Source organism: Shewanella basaltis (genome assembly GCF_023283885.1).
GTDB classification, from domain to species: Bacteria; Pseudomonadota; Gammaproteobacteria; order Enterobacterales; family Shewanellaceae; genus Shewanella; species Shewanella basaltis.
In genome coordinates, this window is the sequence record NZ_JAKILA010000019.1 from 71,536 (window position 1) to 90,095 (window position 18,560).

The 18,560-nt window shown below is 43.4% G+C and carries 19 protein-coding genes; 13 read left to right on the forward strand and 6 right to left on the reverse strand.

Going from position 1 to position 18,560, the window contains the following annotated elements:
* Positions 1-15: 15 nt before the first annotated feature.
* The 5 genes from L2703_RS13965 to L2703_RS13985 all read left to right on the forward strand — a co-directional run bounded on the left by L2703_RS13965 (position 16) and on the right by L2703_RS13985 (position 5,777).
* Positions 16-2,451 (forward strand): hypothetical protein, encoded by a 2,436-nt coding sequence (locus L2703_RS13965; RefSeq protein WP_248971693.1) that lies wholly within the window; start codon positions 16-18, stop codon positions 2,449-2,451.
* Between the two features lie 62 nt (positions 2,452-2,513).
* On the forward strand, positions 2,514-3,479 hold the full coding sequence (locus L2703_RS13970; protein WP_248971694.1) for a hypothetical protein: 966 nt from the start codon (positions 2,514-2,516) through the stop codon (positions 3,477-3,479).
* Complete coding sequence (locus tag L2703_RS13975; RefSeq protein ID WP_248971695.1) at positions 3,472-3,762, forward strand: hypothetical protein; 291 nt, start codon at positions 3,472-3,474, stop codon at positions 3,760-3,762. The genes L2703_RS13970 and L2703_RS13975 overlap by 8 nt, the downstream gene beginning before the upstream one ends.
* On the forward strand, positions 3,759-5,531 hold the full coding sequence (locus L2703_RS13980) for a hypothetical protein (protein WP_248971696.1): 1,773 nt from the start codon (positions 3,759-3,761) through the stop codon (positions 5,529-5,531). The genes L2703_RS13975 and L2703_RS13980 overlap by 4 nt, the downstream gene beginning before the upstream one ends.
* Before the next feature lie 33 nt (positions 5,532-5,564).
* Entirely contained in the window at positions 5,565-5,777 is a 213-nt protein-coding gene (locus L2703_RS13985; RefSeq protein ID WP_248971697.1) for a hypothetical protein, read from the forward strand.
* Here L2703_RS13985 and L2703_RS19105 read toward each other — a convergent pair.
* The 3 genes from L2703_RS19105 to L2703_RS13995 form a co-directional block, all read right to left on the reverse strand.
* Positions 5,774-6,067 (reverse strand): type II toxin-antitoxin system HicA family toxin, encoded by a 294-nt coding sequence (locus L2703_RS19105; protein ID WP_428848660.1) that lies wholly within the window; start codon positions 6,065-6,067, stop codon positions 5,774-5,776. The two genes, L2703_RS13985 and L2703_RS19105, sit on opposite strands and share 4 nt — an antisense overlap.
* A gap of 6 nt (positions 6,068-6,073) precedes the next feature.
* A complete protein-coding gene (locus L2703_RS13990) occupies positions 6,074-6,397 on the reverse strand; it encodes a hypothetical protein (protein ID WP_248971698.1) in 324 nt (107 codons plus the stop codon).
* Positions 6,398-6,669: 272 nt separating this feature from the next.
* Positions 6,670-7,740 carry a tyrosine-type recombinase/integrase gene (locus tag L2703_RS13995; protein WP_248971699.1) on the reverse strand — a complete coding sequence of 357 codons (1,071 nt, stop codon included), beginning with the start codon at positions 7,738-7,740 and terminating at the stop codon, positions 6,670-6,672.
* Between the two features lie 109 nt (positions 7,741-7,849).
* On the opposite strand from L2703_RS13995, the gene dusA reads away from it, so the two are divergent.
* Complete coding sequence (dusA, locus tag L2703_RS14000) at positions 7,850-8,881, forward strand: tRNA dihydrouridine(20/20a) synthase DusA (protein WP_248971700.1); 1,032 nt, start codon at positions 7,850-7,852, stop codon at positions 8,879-8,881.
* A 141-nt stretch (positions 8,882-9,022) separates the two neighbouring features.
* On the opposite strand, the gene L2703_RS14005 is transcribed toward dusA, so the two are convergent.
* Positions 9,023-11,542, reverse strand: a complete 2,520-nt coding sequence (locus L2703_RS14005) for a TonB-dependent receptor plug domain-containing protein (RefSeq protein ID WP_248971701.1) — start codon at positions 11,540-11,542, stop codon at positions 9,023-9,025.
* 875 nt (positions 11,543-12,417) lie between these two features.
* Between L2703_RS14005 and L2703_RS14010 the strand changes: the two genes are divergently transcribed.
* From L2703_RS14010 to L2703_RS14015, 3 genes are all read left to right on the forward strand, one after another.
* Complete coding sequence (locus tag L2703_RS14010; RefSeq protein WP_248971702.1) at positions 12,418-12,735, forward strand: hypothetical protein; 318 nt, start codon at positions 12,418-12,420, stop codon at positions 12,733-12,735.
* Entirely contained in the window at positions 12,735-12,866 is a 132-nt protein-coding gene (locus tag L2703_RS19020; RefSeq protein ID WP_283107888.1) for a hypothetical protein, read from the forward strand. Before L2703_RS14010 ends, L2703_RS19020 begins: the two co-directional genes overlap by 1 nt.
* Before the next feature lie 78 nt (positions 12,867-12,944).
* On the forward strand, positions 12,945-13,145 hold the full coding sequence (locus L2703_RS14015; RefSeq protein WP_248971703.1) for a PspC domain-containing protein: 201 nt from the start codon (positions 12,945-12,947) through the stop codon (positions 13,143-13,145).
* Between the two features lie 56 nt (positions 13,146-13,201).
* On the opposite strand, the gene L2703_RS14020 is transcribed toward L2703_RS14015, so the two are convergent.
* Positions 13,202-13,939 (reverse strand): enoyl-CoA hydratase-related protein, encoded by a 738-nt coding sequence (locus tag L2703_RS14020; RefSeq protein ID WP_248971704.1) that lies wholly within the window; start codon positions 13,937-13,939, stop codon positions 13,202-13,204.
* A 36-nt stretch (positions 13,940-13,975) separates the two neighbouring features.
* Here L2703_RS14020 and L2703_RS14025 point away from each other — a divergent pair, with 36 nt between their 5' ends.
* The 3 genes from L2703_RS14025 to L2703_RS14035 are packed head-to-tail and all read left to right on the forward strand — an operon-like array spanning position 13,976 to position 16,185.
* On the forward strand, positions 13,976-14,464 hold the full coding sequence (locus tag L2703_RS14025; RefSeq protein ID WP_248971705.1) for a copper chaperone PCu(A)C: 489 nt from the start codon (positions 13,976-13,978) through the stop codon (positions 14,462-14,464).
* A gap of 12 nt (positions 14,465-14,476) precedes the next feature.
* Positions 14,477-15,448 (forward strand): DUF2333 family protein, encoded by a 972-nt coding sequence (locus L2703_RS14030; RefSeq protein ID WP_248971706.1) that lies wholly within the window; start codon positions 14,477-14,479, stop codon positions 15,446-15,448.
* A gap of 2 nt (positions 15,449-15,450) precedes the next feature.
* Entirely contained in the window at positions 15,451-16,185 is a 735-nt protein-coding gene (locus L2703_RS14035; RefSeq protein ID WP_248971707.1) for a TIGR04219 family outer membrane beta-barrel protein, read from the forward strand.
* A gap of 65 nt (positions 16,186-16,250) precedes the next feature.
* Here L2703_RS14035 and tolC read toward each other — a convergent pair whose 3' ends face one another.
* Positions 16,251-17,546 carry an outer membrane channel protein TolC gene (tolC, locus tag L2703_RS14040; RefSeq protein WP_248971708.1) on the reverse strand — a complete coding sequence of 432 codons (1,296 nt, stop codon included), beginning with the start codon at positions 17,544-17,546 and terminating at the stop codon, positions 16,251-16,253.
* Between the two features lie 368 nt (positions 17,547-17,914).
* Between tolC and nudF the strand changes: the two genes are divergently transcribed.
* The gene (gene nudF / locus L2703_RS14045; RefSeq protein WP_418358124.1) at positions 17,915-18,541 is read left to right on the forward strand and encodes an ADP-ribose diphosphatase; all 627 of its coding nucleotides are present in this window, start codon (positions 17,915-17,917) and stop codon (positions 18,539-18,541) included.
* Positions 18,542-18,560: the final 19 nt, after the last annotated feature.

Below are 18,560 nucleotides of genomic sequence, written 5' to 3' on the forward strand. Positions count from 1 at the left end.
AAACACAGGTGGCCCATGAGCATTACCCGTAATAAATTAAAGATATTTAAACCCGAGTTGCTTGGTACCAGTGACGACGCAGGCGGCCAGCGTACTCGTAACGCGGTGGAGTCGGGCAAATTAAACGAATTGTTTACTGCCATTTCAGACATCGACCACGCGCAATCGTCACTCGATGTTGTTAAATGCTACCCAGCATTAGACACCACAGACACAGCCACATTGCTCGATGCCCATGTGTTTATTAGTCAGCCGCCAACCGACCCGCTAGTGTCTATGCTGTTGGTTGAGGCCGATGCATTAGACGATGAAGACCGCATGGTCGAAATGAAAGAAATATTAGAGTCGTCAGTCACGGCGGGGTCATTAATCCGTTCTGGCGCCCCAGGCTTTTTACCGAATCAAAACAGCTTTAGCCGCGAGTATTTACAGTCTACTTATACGTTCGACGGTAAAGAGTACCGCAAAACCACCAGTTTGCGCGTGGGCCAAGTGATTGCCATTGCAGTGGAATACCCTGGCGTTGAAGATGCAGACTGGCCACGCAAAATACATTACGCCATGGTGACTGACACCAACGGGGCAGGCAACAGTGAGGGCAATATTGTATTCGACCCGCCGATTGATTTTGCAACCCCTGAGTACAACGTTACCATTAATGCCACCGCCAACTGCACTAAGCTGCGATTAACGAACGAGGCCAGCCCGTTAACGTTCCATGGCGTGAGTAAGTTAACTGCCGCGAGTAGCAACAAGAACCTAGCCGTTGCTTCTGTGCAGCAAAACCTGTTGCCAGTGGTGCTAAGCGAGCAAGTTAAAACAGGCCAAGCGATTAGCGACGGCGACATAGTACGTAAAACGGTGACCCAAAATGCGACAACGGCGCAAAGCTATCAGTTTGCCTTGGTTGATGTATTACAAGGTGATAACACGGCAATAGATTACACCCCAATCACCAGTTATACATCGGGTGGCATTCAGTACGGCAGTGACGATGCCATTGTGGTGGTGAGTAGTGACACGGTTAGCGTGACGTTATCGCGTAAACCTGACCTCAATACCCCTGTGTCGTTGCAGTATATCTCGGGCGTGTCGTATCAAAACTATGACAACGCCGATGCATTTCCTGCAGATCGCGAGTTAGTACCCAACACCTTAACCGGCAAGGTGACTTATCAAGGTGGGCCTTATCAATTTACTGAACGTGATGGCGCGTTATACATCACTATTTACACTGGTTTTGGAACGCTTACTCGTGAAGAAATCCGCGCCGCTATTGTGGACTATCAAACGGGCAGTATCACGCTAGAGTCTGGCATGAGTAATCTTGAGTATGTGGGCTTAGTGATTGCGCCCGAGTCAGCCAGCGTGGCTACGTTTGTATTAAACGCCAGCGATGCCGTGTTAGATACCTTTTACGTGCAGGTGTTTACCGTGGGCGATGTGTTAATCAGCGCCAGCAGTGATGCCAACGGCACGGTAACCGGCACAGGCATTAGCGGCAGTATTGTCAATAACCTGGTGCAGTTGTCGTTTACTCAAGATGTTAAGCTAAGCACCTTGCGCTATGACATTACCGAGCAGGTGCGCAACCTGCCACCTGCTGATATTTACGGCCTTAACCCGCTGCGCATACCCAATGCTGGAATTGTCGATATTTTCAGGCAGTGGGGCACAGTTGCTGTGTCACACACTGACTATCAAAACGTAGTTAGCCCAAGTAGCGGCACGGTCATTACCATTCGCACGGGCAGTAACTTTGTTGATATTACCGACTCAACTGGCGCCAGTTTGTGGACCGCTACCAGTGATCACTTTAGCGTTGACAGCGCAGCCGGCACGGTCACGTTAAACAGTGACTTTAGCGGCTTTACTGCACCGTTTATTTTAAGTGACACCATTAGCGAGTTGGCGTTAGTCACGGCTGTTAACACCAATACTGTGACCATTTCGGCGGCGTTGTCGCGTGAGTATCCTATTGGTTCTAGCGTGGCCAGTGTGCAGATACTCGGTGATTTACAAGCGCGAGTCGGCAAGGTGCGCGACATGACCAGTTGGGCGAACAATTGGGACCTAGACGGCGAGGCCGCCCAAGGCAATTTAAACACGGTTGATTACCCGATTGAGGTCACCAACGCTGCGGCGGTGAATGAAGATTGGGCGATAGTGTTTACCTCAAGCACAGCGTTCCGCTGTGTCGGTAAACGTATTGGTCAAATTGCCACGGGCGATACGTTAAACGATTTTGCCCCAATTAATACGTTAACCAATCAACCGTACTTTGTGATCCGCTCCGGCGCGTTCGGTGCCGGTTGGAACCCGGGCGAGGCCATTCGCTTTGCCACCGTGGCCAGTGCTAAACCGGTTATGCCAATTCGCACCGTGCAAGCAGGCCACAGCCAAATCAACACCGACCGCGCCGTATTGGCGTTTCGCGGTAACGAAGCTTAATTACTTTTTAAAGACAGTGGTGCCAGCAGTAATGTTGGTACCGCTTTCGTGTGAGGAAAATCATGGGATTACCAGTAACGGTTTATCGTTGGGATGATGCAGGGGCGCCGCAGTTATCGACACCCAGTTCGTCAGAAATTATTGCGATATTAAAAAAGTGTTTAGTTGAAGGGTACGGTAATAAAGCGTCTTTAGGTTGGACAAATGAGTTTGAAAGTGCTGATGGGAAAAGGGTTATCTTCAGAAACTCACCCATTTCAGGGACTGGTTCGTATGTAAGATTTGATGCTACGCCTACTGGATCTTGGGCCAATAATGTACATATTAAAACAGCTCAGATTGCTACTGGTTTGGATGATTTACAACGAGTTAGCTATCAGAAACCACTTGCGGTTGGTGAGTTTGATAAGGGGTGGGTTTTGATTGGTACAGAAAGAGGGTTTTATTTTCAGCTCAGAGATTCTAGATCGACCGATTGCGTTTACTATGGTAGCTATGATTACAAGGCCAACAAACAGTTAGTTTTTGTTGGTGATATTAATAGTTATCACGGCATTGATGCCGGTGCGTTTACGGTTTTGCTTGGGGATGGACACGCTGATGACTATACAGGGACGTACGGCGAAAGTTTAGCAGCACTTGTTAGCGATCATAAGTTTAATAAATTATACGATACCGACGGTTTTGATCACTCGTCTAATATGTACATGAAATATAACACCCCATATATAACGACCAGAGCATTGGCTGGTACAGTTGAAAGCAGGGGGGTTACTCCAATCTATTTTAAAGTAATTCTTAGTGAACAATCGTTTGGGACGCTGGACAGAGCAGGCACGCCAGCCTATTTAAGCACTAAGTCACCATTTATCCGCGGGGATGTACCAGGGTACTTGATGTGTAATTGCAACGGGTATTTAGATACACCTTGGCCATTAATTATTGACATCAATGGTGTCGCTCATTTTGGCATGACAAATCCCGTAGGCGTTCAATTTTTTGTGAATTTGGAGTCTTGGTATGACTAAGATAATTTCACCTATTTTGCCTGAGTTTAAACCGGTCCGGCTGGTTTCAAAATTGCAGGTTGATGTTGACCCGCTAGCGGAAAGATTATTAGTTATAAACAACCGTCAATTTAATGTGCTTCATGCAAGTAACATAAAAGCGGCTGGTTTAGTTAACATTATTTTACCAGCGATTTATGCAACAACAGGAGAGTTGTCAGTGATTATTTTTGATGATAATCAAGAGTATAATGCTGCTATCGTTGACGGCGTTAAACCTGATTTAATAGATGCTAATGCATGATTGAATTACGACTTAGTCAACCTTGGCCAAATGCCAGTTCGCCTGTCACTATTCGCTTTGAAGGCGAAGTGGTACCAGAGCCGCCAATCCGCGCACCGTCTTTGGGTATTCATTTGGGCGTTACCTGGCAACCGCCATTGCGCGCTGCAAAAGATTACCAACTGATAAGTGCAAGCCAACAGCTCGGTAATCAAATTCAGTTAGGTGTGCTATCTAATCCTGCAACAGACTATCGCGTAAAAATCCAATGGCAAAATAAACCACTGACTCAACAGCAAACAGTAATACATTATGCTGGCAATGCGTTAACTGAGTTAACCACAAATTGGCAATGGTTTGTCGCGCCGAGTGTTGAACAAAGCGTGACTTTGCCTTGGCTGGTACCAAATCAACACAGCACAATTATGTCTGTAGATTGGCAAGTCACCCCAACGCTGAATACGTTCCAAGCCAATATCAACTGGTGTAATGGTGCTGAGTTAGTTAACGATATCACCACCGCGTACAGCTATGGCAATGTTCGGTTAACTCAGCCAAGTATTGCTTGGGGGCCGCATACTGCGAGTTGGATTTGCTCAACCCGTTATCGACCACCAACCGGCAAAGTAACGATTCGGTTTAGCGAACCTTGGGCCAGTTCAACCAGCCCATTGCAGTTACGTTTTACGACATCAGCTAACTATTGTTATTTTGACGATGGCGGCGGGCTAATCGAAGCCAACCCAAGCTTGCCAAGCCTTGATTTTGAAACCCCCATAGAACCCCAACTGCGCAGGTATTATTTAATGCAGCCAACTATTACGTGTGTGCGTGTGTCTGATGACGTACCGATTGTGATCAGTAATATCAGTATCAGCCGCAGCCGTGGCCAGTGGGCCAGTTCGGTGAGTATCGATTTTTCAAGTCGCATCGATGCCAGCCGTGCTGAAAACCAACTGCTTAAAGTCGGCATTAACGGCTATGAGTTTTTTGTTTTGGTAGAGCAAACCAGTGTAAGCAAAGTGTTTGGAAATGAAACGTATCGCGGAACTGGCCGCAGCCGCAGCGCCGAATTAGCCACGCCGTATGTATTGCCAATCAGCTATACCAACGCAACATCACGCAGTTTTGCGGGTTTGCTCACCGACATGTTGCAATTTACGGGTTGGACAATCGCCCTTAATGGCATTGTTGATTTTAACGTACCTGCAGGCGCGTTTAGCGTTGGCAATAAATCACCCATCGATGCAGTGCAAGAGGCCGTTGCGCAATTGGGTTGCATGCTGTTATCAAACGATGAAACCAAAGCATTAACCGTGGTACCACGCTGGCCAACCGTGCCGTGGTTAATGGATGGTGTAACACCAGACTTAACCGTGCACGATGCTGTGATCACCAATTACAGCGAATCAAAAGAAATCGGTACCGAGTGCAATGTGGTTTGGCTGCGCGGTGAGCAGCAGGGTATTAGCGCAAAAGTAAAACGCGCGGGTACCGCTGGCAATATCGCCGCCGATGACATCAGCGCTCAATTAATTGTTGATAACCAAGCAGCACGAACAGCCGGCACCAACGCACTGGCCGACACGGGCAACAAGCTTAATATCAATATGAGTTTACCGATAATGGCAGACTTACCACCCGCAACACCTGGTATGTTGATTGGCGTTCGTGAAGGTGTCGAGGTATTCAAAGGTACGTGCGACTCAGTCACTATCAACGCATCGGTTAGCGATACTGGCGACATCGATGTAGAGCAAACCATCACCGTCGTTCGCCACGTTGCATAAGCGGTTGTATCTAAATCAGCATAAGGAATCGTAATGTTAAAGCAGTTACAACAAAGCTTAAGCGCCCCGCGCTTAATCATGACGATTAACGCGGTCAACACCGACGGCACCGTCACCGCCAGCACTGCCAGTAACCACACGCAACGAGTCATCGGTTCAGGCAGCGTTGGCGATCACATCTACGTTCAAGACGGCAGGGTGCTAGGGACTGCACCCGCATTAGCGTTTGTAGAGATAGAGGTTTAGTTTTTAAGGGAAGTGCTTATATGTGGATCAGTCCTAAGTTTCTTATCATTACAGTATTTAAGAAATACTTTTACTGAAACTCCTGCTTGTGAAGCCATAGAACTAACTAATGTTTTAGAGAAGGGGGCTTTAGGGCAGTCAACGGTAACTTTAAATAAGGAACCGTTGACTACTTTTTTCCAATGAACATGAGATGTGCCTTTCTGTGGGTACTCTTGGAACCCCATGTTCTTTAAGGCTCGCTTTACTTCTGCACAAGTCGGTGGTGCATATTTAGTAAAAGGGAACAAAGTGACTTAATTTGCTAATCTAAGCGGAAGAACTTCGTCAAAAAGTCTAGACTGATTTTTGATTCTACTAGTAAATTTAGTCACAAATGCAGCCCAGTAATACTCAAACCTTTGTGATAGAGGTGCTTTTCTGCTTAGTAACTGGTGTGCATATTGATTATCGATAGTAAAAGCATCATTTATGTAAGAATGTATCATGTCTTCTAATTTTGCTTTAGCAGACTCAATAGACTCAGCTTGCGCAGCTAAACATAAATCAACAGCGACAGCCACCCAAGCTTCACCTTCTTTCTTGGCATAGCATCGAATAACTAACTCGTTTGTACGCATTTTGAACTCCTACTTGCTTTGGACGCGCATTATACTGTTTGTAGCTTTGTTGGCAATATCTTTTTTGTATTGTATATCTTTAAGGCATTTTTTGCATATACGCAACATTTTTATTGAATAAGATCGTAGAATTAATCAAATCACCGTCATTTAAATCAATAGGATAAAGCAATTTTTTAGGATGGTTAATTTCTACGGACTTAGATTATCGCATTGAATGCAAAAGCAATTAGCGCTTACTCCAAATCCGTTGTCTGTGAGTAACACCAAGATTATTTTTTTACATCTTTATCATGTAACCGCTTCGGGAATAGCTCAGTGTAAACTTGCCACAGCGTATTGATGTTGCGGTGGCCTGTCACCTGGGCAACTTCATCAATAGTGTAACCCTTTTCAAATAACCGGCTAGCCCCTTCACGCCGTAAATCATGATAGCGTAAATCCTCAATACCCAATTCATTTCTAACCCGTTGAAACCCCGCCGCAACAGACCTTTCATTAAACGGGAATACCCGCTCATCATTACGTGGTTGTTTTTGTAATATCTCCCACGCCCCACCCAATAGCGGCACCAGCATGTGATTACCCGATTTTTTACGAGGGTCTTTACGGTCACGCACAATCACCGCTTTTTGTGTCTCATCCACATCTTCCCACAAAATTCTGCAGACCTCACCAATACGCATGCAGCTTAAAATAGAGAAGTCGAGCAAATCAACATAAGGAATATGTGCAGCTCTTTTGCCTGATCGCTCTTCTAGTCCAACCTTTAATTTTTCTATTTCAACAACCGTCGGCCTACGCGAACGCCGCGCTGATTTGGCAATGAGATTTTGATTATAGAGTGCATCATAAGCATCAATCACCGCCCTTTGGGAGACCTCATAACTAAAATTAGACTTAGCGATTTTTAGTAACCAGCGGATAACACTCACATCGATATTGATTGTTGCAGGCCCTGTGCCAGATTCTTTTCTACTTTGACAATGCTCAATCACATCTTGAGGCTTTAGTTTATCAATTCTGACTTTGGCGATATCACAGTCACCCAGTAAACGAATACAAAAACGTTTAGACCGACCAATAGTGCTATTGATATTTTGGTCAGCCAATGTTTTATCGATTATCTCACCAAGAGTAGGGAGCACCGTTTCATCTTGCTCAAAGCCGTCTTTTTCAATTTCAACAATTCGCTCTTTGCCCCAAGCCTCAGCTGGCAACCTTTTGGTAAAAGTTCTTTGCTCCGTGTATAATACGATGCCTTTTTTCTTAACACGGATTAAGCAGCGATACTTACTTGTGCCGTCAGCTTTATCACGTTTTTGAATACTGTAAGACGCCATTGTTGAGGTTCCCCGTTACCATAGTCCAATCTATTATGGTTCCCTATAGGTTCCCCGCGCAACTAAAAATGCTCAAAAACGTGTAAAAATAACCCAAAATGTGAGAACAATGAATTTATCAAATATAGACTCAAAGCAAGATACACCAAGGGTTGAGCTAGATAGAACGTTTAGCATAGCACCTATGCTGGATTGGACGGATCGCCACTACCGTTACTTTGCGCGTTTAATGTCGGCTAAGGCGCTACTTTATACCGAAATGGTGACTACCGGGGCCATATTACAAGGTAAAGGAGATTATTTAGCTTATAACACTGAAGAGCATCCGTTGGCGTTGCAACTTGGTGGTTCTAACCCTGTTGATTTGGCATCGTGTGCTAAGTTGGCTGCAGAGCGTGGTTATGATGAGGTTAATCTGAATGTAGGTTGTCCGTCAGATAGAGTGCAAAATGGCCGCTTTGGTGCTTGCTTAATGGCAGAGCCTGAGCTTGTTGCTCAGTGTGTCGATGCGATGAAGCAAGTTACAGATATCCCTATTACGGTTAAAACCCGCATTGGTATTGATGAGCAAGACAGTTATCCATTTTTAACTGATTTTATTGAAACCGTAAATGCAAAAGGGTGTACTGCATTTATTATCCATGCTCGCAAGGCTTGGTTACACGGGTTAAGCCCAAAAGAAAACCGCGAAATTCCGCCGCTGGATTATGATCGCGTGTATCAATTAAAACGTGATTACCCACAGCTTAATATTAGTATTAATGGCGGCATTAAAACGCTACAAGAAGCGAAGTTACATTTAGCGCAACTCGATGGGGTGATGGTAGGGCGTGAGGCGTACCAAAACCCGTATATTTTGGCTCAGGTAGATCAACAATTATGCGGTCTTGATAGTCCTGTTATGACTCGCGAACAAGTGATTGAGCAGATGATCCCCTATATTGAGGCGCATTTAGCCCAAGGTGGCCGCTTAAATCATATCACTCGTCATATGATTGGTTTGTTCCAGGGGTTACCAGGTTCTCGTGGTTGGCGTCGTCATTTAAGTGAAAATGCCCACAAACCGAATGCCGATATTAATGTGCTGTTAGCTGCTGCTAAGTTTGTTGATTCCCAAGCATTAGCTGAGACACAAGCTTAGCCGGATTGGTATTAATCACTTGTTGGTTATCACTTGGGTATAACGTCATTTCCCCACGTTGACTGCATGGGGAAATAAACAAACAGCCTGTTGTGTGCAGGCTGTTTTTTTAGTGGTTAATGGGCATGAAAAGGCGACCCATTAAAACTTAACGCTGACACCGCCGTAGTACTGGCGACCAACAGTGTCATACACTTCTGGTACCGTACCACCATCGCTGCCGTTAGACACATTTGAAGGCTCTTCGTCAGTGATGTTTTTCACGCCAGCACTAAGTGTAACCATGTCAGACACATGATAAGTACCCGCAATGTTGTGATAAAGCACGGCATCAACATCATCGCCGGTACCTAGATCTTCCATTTCACCAATATAACGGTTCGAATAGATAACATTCCAATCACCTTGGCCAGCTTGAATATTGAAGTTGTTGCGTAATTCAGCATAAGCACCAAAGTTACCGTCGATCATATTCGTATAATCAATGCCTTCTTGCTCAAAGTTTAGCAAGTAGGTGGTATCGTTGTTGATTTTCCAATCAAGTGATAATGCGCTAAAGCTATAGGCTAAGTTGAAGTCGATACCACTGGTATCTTGGCTACCGACGTTAGTTAAAGAGCTAGTGAGATTAGTTAAATCACCATTTGAACCAATATTAAAGGTTTCACACGATGAAGATGAGGCATCGGCATAGCATGCATCAAGACCCGCTTGAACATCTAAACGAGTAATGGCATTAGTTACTTTGAAGCGCCAATAATCAAGCGTTAACGATAACCCTTCAACGTAACTAGGTGAGTAGACTAAACCCGCTGTGTATGAATCTGATTCTTCTGCTTGTAGATCTTCATCTGAGGTATAACGCACCAAGATTTGTGAATCTTGCTCGTTACCCCATGGATCTTCTAAATAGTCATATGAGCCTGTGTCTCCGCCGTAAAGTTCGCTGATACTTGGCGCACGGAACCCAGTAGCTGCAACACCACGTAGCATTAAATCATCGGTTGCTTCATAGGTTAAACCAACTTTCCAGGTAGAGGCCTTACCAAATGTTGAGTAATCGTCAAAGCGCAGTGCAAATTCACCGGTGAGTTTGTCAGTAAATGGAACACTGACTTCTTGGAATACTGAAATGACATCGTAGTTGCCATCGGTTGCATCTTGCTGTGCAGCAGTACTGTCGCCAGCAACAGTCACAGGATCGGGGTTGTAATAACCGCTTTCGTAACGGTATTCTGCGCCAATCGCAAACGCGACGGTACCCGCACTTACATCAAATAAATCACCGTTTAGGCCCGCAGAAATAACCTGTTGTTCATTTCCGCCATCAGCATTGTCGGTATAGCTGATGTCATCCACAATTGCAGTTGTTAATGCATCACCACTGAACCAGGCATCTTGATTGGCATAAACTGACTCAGACAGATTGGTTGCATTAATTGAGTTTGCAACGGTAGATTCAGCCTTGTTCTTACCGTAGGTGTAAGCGATATCCCAGTTCATACCTTTATTAATATCAAGATCACCCGCAAGACCCGCTGAGATCCGGAATGTATCGGTATCTTGTGAATAAATACGTGGCCCAGCATCTGTGATACGGCGACGATATTCAACACGGCCTGTGTCATCAGCTGAAATACCAGCATCTGTCATTGCATCGGTCAAGGTGACACATGAGCTATCCGCATCGCTATCACACACATCTAGCATGACTGATGCCGGTTGTGGTGCTAACTGTTGATCAGATTTACGTTTGGTATAAAGTGCATCAGCCGTTAATACTAGGTCATTGTCGAGTTCTTGAACCATGTTAGCAAACAAGCTGTAACGCTCGTTTGGCGTTTGGTAGTAGCTGCTTGTCGTATAATCATAACCGGTTGAGCGTTCTTCCCAACCACCGGCACCATCTTGCACCATACCATCGAGTGAACCGGTTGGAAGATAAGAGCTGTACCCGGGCTCAGTCCAATCGCGGTCAGATTGAATCACGCCTTCACGCTTTGAATAAGCCGCACCAAATGTGTAGTTACCGCTGTCGGTATTAAATCCGTATAAACCGCTGATTTCACCCGTTTCACCATCGCTTTCGCTGGTAGTGCTGCCGTTTAGGTCTAATTGGAATCCTTCAAAATCTTTTTTGGTGATGATGTTAACCACACCTGCAATAGCATCAGAACCATAAACGGCCGATGCACCATCTTTTAATATTTCAACACGTGCAATCATTGCCACGGGAATAGAGTTCAAATCCACAGAGCTGTCTGCACCTGAACCTGAGTTCACCATACGACGGCCGTTTAGCAGCACTAACGTGCGTTGAGAACCCATGCCACGTAAGTCAACTTGCGCTACACCATCAGAACCATTGTTTGAGCTTGAACCTAAAGCGGCACCGGCCATTGACGTTTGAGCTTGTAGCAACTCATCGACAGAGGTAAAACCTTCTGCACGGATTGATTCGGCAGAAATAACGGTCACGGGGGATGCCGTTTCCATGTCTTGTCGCTGGATACGTGAACCAGTGACTTCGATACGTTCAACTTTCTCGTTATCTGCCGCGATAACAGCAGAAGAAAACAAACTTGTTGTTGCGACACTTGTTGCTGCTACAGCGAATAAACTGCGGCGTATTGCTTTGGCAGTCAATGTTACTGAACTCATGGAAAACTCCCTATTCTTGGAATTAAATAAAACCAATTGTTATATTTTTAATTATTGGTAATCGGCCAGGCCAATTACCAAAAATATTATTAATGAATAAAAAAAGTTTCGTCAACAAAGGTGGCATGTAAACAAAATGATAACAGATTAAAGGTTGATAATTAATTTGACTAAATATTTTATCATTAAAATCAATGGTTTGATTGTTTTTTTGGTTTGTTTGTTGTTTTTGTGTTATTTATCGGGGGTTAAATTAATACAAAGCAGAAACTATAAATACACAATGTTAATAACTTAATTAAACACAGGTTTAACGCGTGCAACAATAAAGATGATAGTGATCAAGAAATGTATCTATTACTATTTTTGTAAATTTAATTAAATTATTGTTTATCTGAACTGAAAATTGCTGATTTGTTTTTTTTACTCACTCATTATGCATTCAATCTTTGGCTTAAATATTTTGTACGCTTATTTTTATTTCAAATAAGGTTAATAAATAGCTAAAAACGCATTTATACGCTCATAGCTTGCTCAAAACAGTGCGATGACGCATTCATTGCCCCTCATTTCGTCAAACAGTTACCGCATCACTACAGCAAAATAATAGTGTTAGCTTGCGCCACAGTCGCCCCTTAACCCTGTGCGTTAAATGCACTGGTTATTTTCGCCAACTCGGTGGTTATTTTTACTACCTGTTGGTTTTTTAAACTGAGGTGTTTGAGTGTATTTTATTAAGAGTTTAAAATAAAACCGTTATTTTACAATTGATTATCTGTTTTATTTAAAGTTGGCACGCAGCTTGTAATACCTATGGTGTAATCAACTAGACAGGTGTTTAGTTGCCATTAACCAACACAAGAAAGGATGCCACCATGTTTACTTTAACTTCAAATAAACTTGTAAATCGTACCGTTAAGTTTTCTATCGCTGCTCTTGTATTAGCAACCGCCAGCGTATCGGCTCAAGCGGATGAGATTTCAGTGACTAGTACGTTCCAAACGCTTGAAAAAAATATATCTCAAGCCAGTCAAGAAATGATCGCAACAGCTAAGCAAGAGTTTATGTTGTCATTACAAACTCAAATTGCACAGCAGGTGTATGACATTAATACCAGCGTTGCGCAAACGTCGATAATTGAGCCAGAGTTGAATCGAAGCGCTATTGCTGCACAAACGGCAGAGAATAAGTAATGGATTGGCTGTGGAATATAGGCTTGGTGCTGCCATTAATGTCGCTACTCTTGTTGCCTGTATTGAGTTTTGCATTGTGTGCCATGTTCGCCAGTTTGCTGTTATGGCCAAGCATTAATGACCAAGCCTAAGCGCTAAATGATGATGAATACATTGATAGTTTATTTGGCGAATATCAACGTTAACCAGCAATATAAAGGGAGACAAATATGGATCGTTTAATCAGTCGATTACAAGATGAGGCGAGGATTGTGTGTGGCGTTTCGGCTAATTTAGCAAAACAGTATGGTTGGTCATTATTATGGACCCGTGTTGTCACTATGGGTTTGGTGGTGACAAATCCAGCTATCAGTTTGGCAGCATATTTTATAGTAGCAGTTGTCATGGGCCAAAAAACCTCACGCTTTTAACGCTCACTCCAGCATTGTATCTGGCGGTGAGCGAGTGCAACATTATTTAGTGATGATTATTTGTTTAAAAAGGCTTTAAAACGTTGTTTAGCTTCATCACTTTGTAAACGCTTAGCAAACTCTACGATTTCTAATTTCATTTGGGCTTTTACTTGAGCCTGATTGTAACGTAACAGTTGTTTTGATGCTTGCATCGATAACGGTGGCTGGGCCGCCAATTTTTTTGCCTGTAAAAGACTAAAGTTCATTAGCTCATCTGCGGCAAGCACACGGTTAATTAAATTCAATTGCAAAGCTGTGTGAGCATCAAAAGCATCACCTAATAAAATCAGCTCAGCGGCTTTATGTTGGCCAACAATAGCGGGTAATAATATGCTCGATGCAGCCTCTGGCACTAGAGCTAAATTAACAAAAGGCATTTGGAACTTAGCGTGATCGTCTGCATACACTAAGTCGCAGTGCAGCAGTAATGTTGTGCCGATACCGACAGCGGCACCTGTTACAGCCGCAACCACAGGTTTTTTCAGATCAAGTAAGCAAAACAAGAATTTAACCGTAGGGTGATTGTCATCTAATGTACCACTTTGCAGAAAATCTACGATATCATTGCCAGAAGTAAAGCAATCGTCGGTGCCATGAAACAGAAAGGCGCGAATGTCGTTGTCGGCTTCGCCTTGGATCAGGTATTCTGTTAATTGTTGATACATTTCTAGATTGAAGGCATTACGCTTTTCTGGACGATTAAACCCGATGATGCGTACACCTTGATCATCTCTTACCTGAATATAACTCATTCGTGATTTCCTGTAGTGAATGCGAGTGTGTTTTACATGGAGTTTAAGACATTGAAAGTAATATTCAAACACCTGTTTAACTTTTTAGTGTTATCATCATGGTCATTCGCGGCATCGGCTAATATTGTATTGACCGATGGTTATGTCAGAGCCATGCCTGCGAGTGTACCCAATACTGCAGCTTATCTCACTCTAGAAAACCATACTGCTAATGCCGTAATGTTAGTAGGCGTTAATTCTAGCGTAGCGAAAGAAGCGCAGTTACATACAATTATTGAAGAAAATGGCATGGTAAAAATGCGCCAGGTTAAAGGGTTTTCGATACCGTCTCATGGTTCGTTGGTACTTCAACCTACAGGTGATCATATAATGTTATTGTCATTAGCGGCCCCGCTGGCGGTTGATGATAAAGTGCCTCTAGAATTAATTTTTGAGGATGGTCAGAAACTTACCATTGAGCTACCTGTCTTAAAGCAGGCTGCAGCTCAACACGGTGAACAAGCAGACCATCATCACCATCATTAAGGAGTGATATTGATGCAAGTATCAAGGAATAAAATATTAGGCGTGGTAGGGGCACTTTCTTTAGTGCTGTATTTTGTCAGTGTTTGGTGGAGTATGGAGCCCGACACGATTGAACCTATTTCTGCGCAGTCTGATAACTCAAAAAAAATTGTGGGTTACAGCACCACCAGTTCATTGATTTTAACCATGGAAGCACTGCTTGATAAACCTGGTGGGTGGCTGTCTAATGATATTATGCCTCCGTCACTGATGATGGATAATATGCCCGCATTTGAGTTTGGTGCGTTGGAGCAAGTACGTGATTTAGCACTCATTATGCGTAAAGAATTTAGTCGTTCTCAGTCACAATCTACCGCAGATAATGACTTGCTCGCAGCTCACTCTAAACTGAACATTGAAAACACCAGCTGGCTTGTCCCTAGTGCAGAGGGGGAATATCGTGAAGCAATCAAATTACTGAAACTTTACCGCGCTAAAATCAGTGACGCTAATAATAACAATGCTCAGTTTTATGCTCGTGCCGACAATTTAAATGAATGGCTTAAAGAAGTACAAAAGCGTTTAGGGAGCATGTCGCAGCGTTTATCGGCTAGCGTCGGTCAGGAACGATTAAATACTGATTTAGCCGGTGACAGCTCTGCTCGTCAATCAACACCAGGTCTATCAAGCAGCGAAATTAAAACCAGCTGGTGGAAAATTGACGATGTATTTTATGAAAGCCGAGGTTCTGCATGGGCTCTATTAAACTTTATGCGCGCAATCGAGGTGGATTTTGCTGACGTGCTTGAAAAGAAAAATGCTGAAGTCAGCTTGCGCCAGATAATTCGTGAACTTGAAGCGACTCAGCAAACGGTATGGAGCCCAATCGTACTAAACGGTAACGGTTTTGGTTTAGTGGCTAACCACTCGTTAGTTATGGCGAACTATATTTCGCGTGCTAATGCTGCGGTTATTGATTTAACAAACTTACTTTCTCAAGGATAATGATGAATAAAACACTTATTGCCACCGCTGTAGTGGGTTTATTAAGTTTGTCATCTGCAAATGCGGCAACGGTTGTGGGTTTTAAGATCGGTGCTGATTATTGGCTAGCAGATACCACCAATTCATTTAATGACGACGATAATGTCGGCCATAGTTTTTCTGATGACTCGTCTCAAGGGAGTGTATGGATTGCTGTTGAGCATCCTTTACCGTTTGTGCCCAACTTAAAAATACGTGAAAACCGTTTAGAATCTAGTGCGGATTTAGATAATGTTGATTTTACGTTTAATGGCAATGCGTTTGAAGGTGAAGTGTCGGTTATTAATGAGCTCAATAATACCGATTTTGTGCTTTATTACGAGATTCTAGACAACGATTTAGTGTCTGTGGATTTAGGTGCAGCATACAAAAAGATGAACGGTTCGTTACGTGTATTTGATGCTGGCCACCCAGAACAAATTGACATTGATAGTGGTGTGTTTATGGGGTATGCCAATGCCCAAGTTGGCGTTGCTGGCCTTGGTTTATTTGGCTTTGCCGATGTATTGTTTGGTGTTGATGAGTCAAATGTATATGACTATGGTGTTGGGTTAGGTTGGCAATTTGACAATTTAGCCGTCAATACGTTAGTACGAGTGGGTTACCGTGATTTTAACTTTGATGTTAGCGACTTTTCTGATGTGTCACAAAATACTCAATTTAAAGGTGCGTTTGCTGGAATTGAGCTGCGTTTTTAAGTTGAAAGTATAGCCCCATAAAAAAACCGCCAGTTGGCGGTTTTTTATTGGTTAACATACGCTGATTACTGTGCAATCAAACCGTTGTTAATGGCAATAATGTCGTCTTCATTTAACGTACCAGCAGCCTGTTTTAAGGCAAGGATTGAGTTAATATAGCCATAACGGGCTTCTGACAATTGACGTTTAGAATCGTACAGATCACGAGTACGGTTTAGTACATCAACAATAGTACGAGTACCCACTTCAAATCCGGCTTGAGTGGCTTTTAACGCGCTTTCAGATGAAATCACTGATTGCTCGTATGCCTTAATAGAGCTAATTGATGCAGTCACGTTATTGAAGTTATTACGAACATTTTTAGTCACACTACGGTGCGTTTGTTCTAATAGCTCACTCGCTTCTACATAAGCAAATTGGGCTTGTTTAACTTGTGAAGACACAGCAAAGCCTTCAAAGATTGGCACGCTTAACGTGACACCAATATTGGTGTTGTCGTAATCTGGACCAGGAGTTTGGTCTACCCCTTTGTTATAACCAGCAGACAAGCTTAAAGACGGCATGTGACCCGCTTTGTATAAACTAATGGTCTCATTTGCGATATCTTTTGCGATGCGCTGAGTCATTAAATCAATGCTGTTAGTCTCGGCCATTTTTAACCATTCTGCTGACGATGCAGGCGCTGGTGTGCCAGCAGAGAAGCGGGTTGTGTCTAGTACGTTAATTGATTTGTGGTCTATGCCGGTAATTTCACGTAGCGCTTCGTAGCTGTTATCTAAGGTGTTTAACGCTAAAATTTCGAGTGCTGATGCAAGATCATATTGTGCTTGCGCTTCGTGCACGTCAGTAATTGCCGTTAAGCCTACAGCAAAGCGTTGCTTGGTTTGTTCAAGCTGGCGTTCAATTGCGGCTTTTTCTGCACCTTGGAACTCATAATTGTCTTTGGCGGTTAATACATCAAAGTATGCGCTAGTGACACGAGTAATTAATGACTGTAGTGTCGAAGCATAAGCCGAATCAGCTTGTGAAGCGGCCATTTCTGCCAAATTTAATCCAACCCATGCACTATGATCGTATATGACTTGGCTAAGGCTAACACCACCGGTTAACCCATCGGTGTCGACGGTTGGATCGTTCCATGCTTTTGCATAACCAACATTGGCGCTAATGGTAGGTAGTAGTGGTGCTCGGTTCTCTTCGATGCTTTCATATAATGCATCGCGCTGTGCTTTTGCTTGCAATACGATAGGGTCGCTAGTCAGTGCTTGCTGATAAATTTGTAATAAGTCGTCAGCCTGCGCTACCGGTGCGGCAATAGCGAATGCTAATGCTGCGTATAATGATCCAATTTTGAATTTCATTTGCTGCCCTTTTTAGACATTGCCTCATAGATAAGAGGTGTTAAAAACTGTTAATTCGGTTGTGCCGTAAGGTTAAGGTTAGGGTAGATAGCAAAGCAATCTTAACGTGGCAATCAGTATGTGCATTGTGTTTAATGCGGTAAAAATACTCCACAATACTTTATAATGCATTGTGCACTATTTTTTATCTACTGTGCATCTTAATAGTATTGATTTTTTGATTTTCAAGTCAAATTTGAAGTGTAACAGATTTTATTTTTTTTAATCCGTTTGTATGTGTAATAAAAATCAATTTATCAAGGTCATTATGCAACGGTAATTTGGTTAAAAACCGCATATAAGCGTTTGTTTAATCGACAAGGAAATGTATGCCTGAACATTTGAATACACCGAGCTTTAACGCTGATTCTGATTTTGAACTGATTGCAAAAAAAGTACTCTACAAGGGTTTTTTTCAACTAGATGAATACACCTTTAAGCACAAACTCTTTAACGGGGGCTGGAGTGGTGAGGTCACACGCGAGGTATTTGAGCGTGGTAGTGCTGTTGTCGTACTTCCGTATGACCCTGTGCGTGATGAAGTCGTGCTAATTGAACAAATTCGCGTACCTGCATTAGCAACTACTAAATCAATCTGGCTTCTTGAGTTAGTGGCAGGTATGATTGAACCCGGTGAATCTCCTGAGCAAGTCGCCACGCGTGAGTTGGCTGAAGAAGCCGGCTTAAGCATACAAAGTTTAACGCCCATTAATAGCTACCTGGTGAGTCCTGGTGGCACAACTGAACGATTTTATTTGTTCTGGGGGCATGTTGATGCCACGAAAGCGTCAGGAGTACATGGGCTTGATCATGAAAATGAAGATATCCGTGTTCATGTTGTCAGCCGTCAACAAGCTTATGAATGGGTGAACGATGGCCGAATTGATAACGCCTCTACTGTTTTGGGGATTCAGTGGTTAATGCTGAACTACCAAAAGATTCGCGACACACTTTAATCGTGTTAAAGACAAAGAT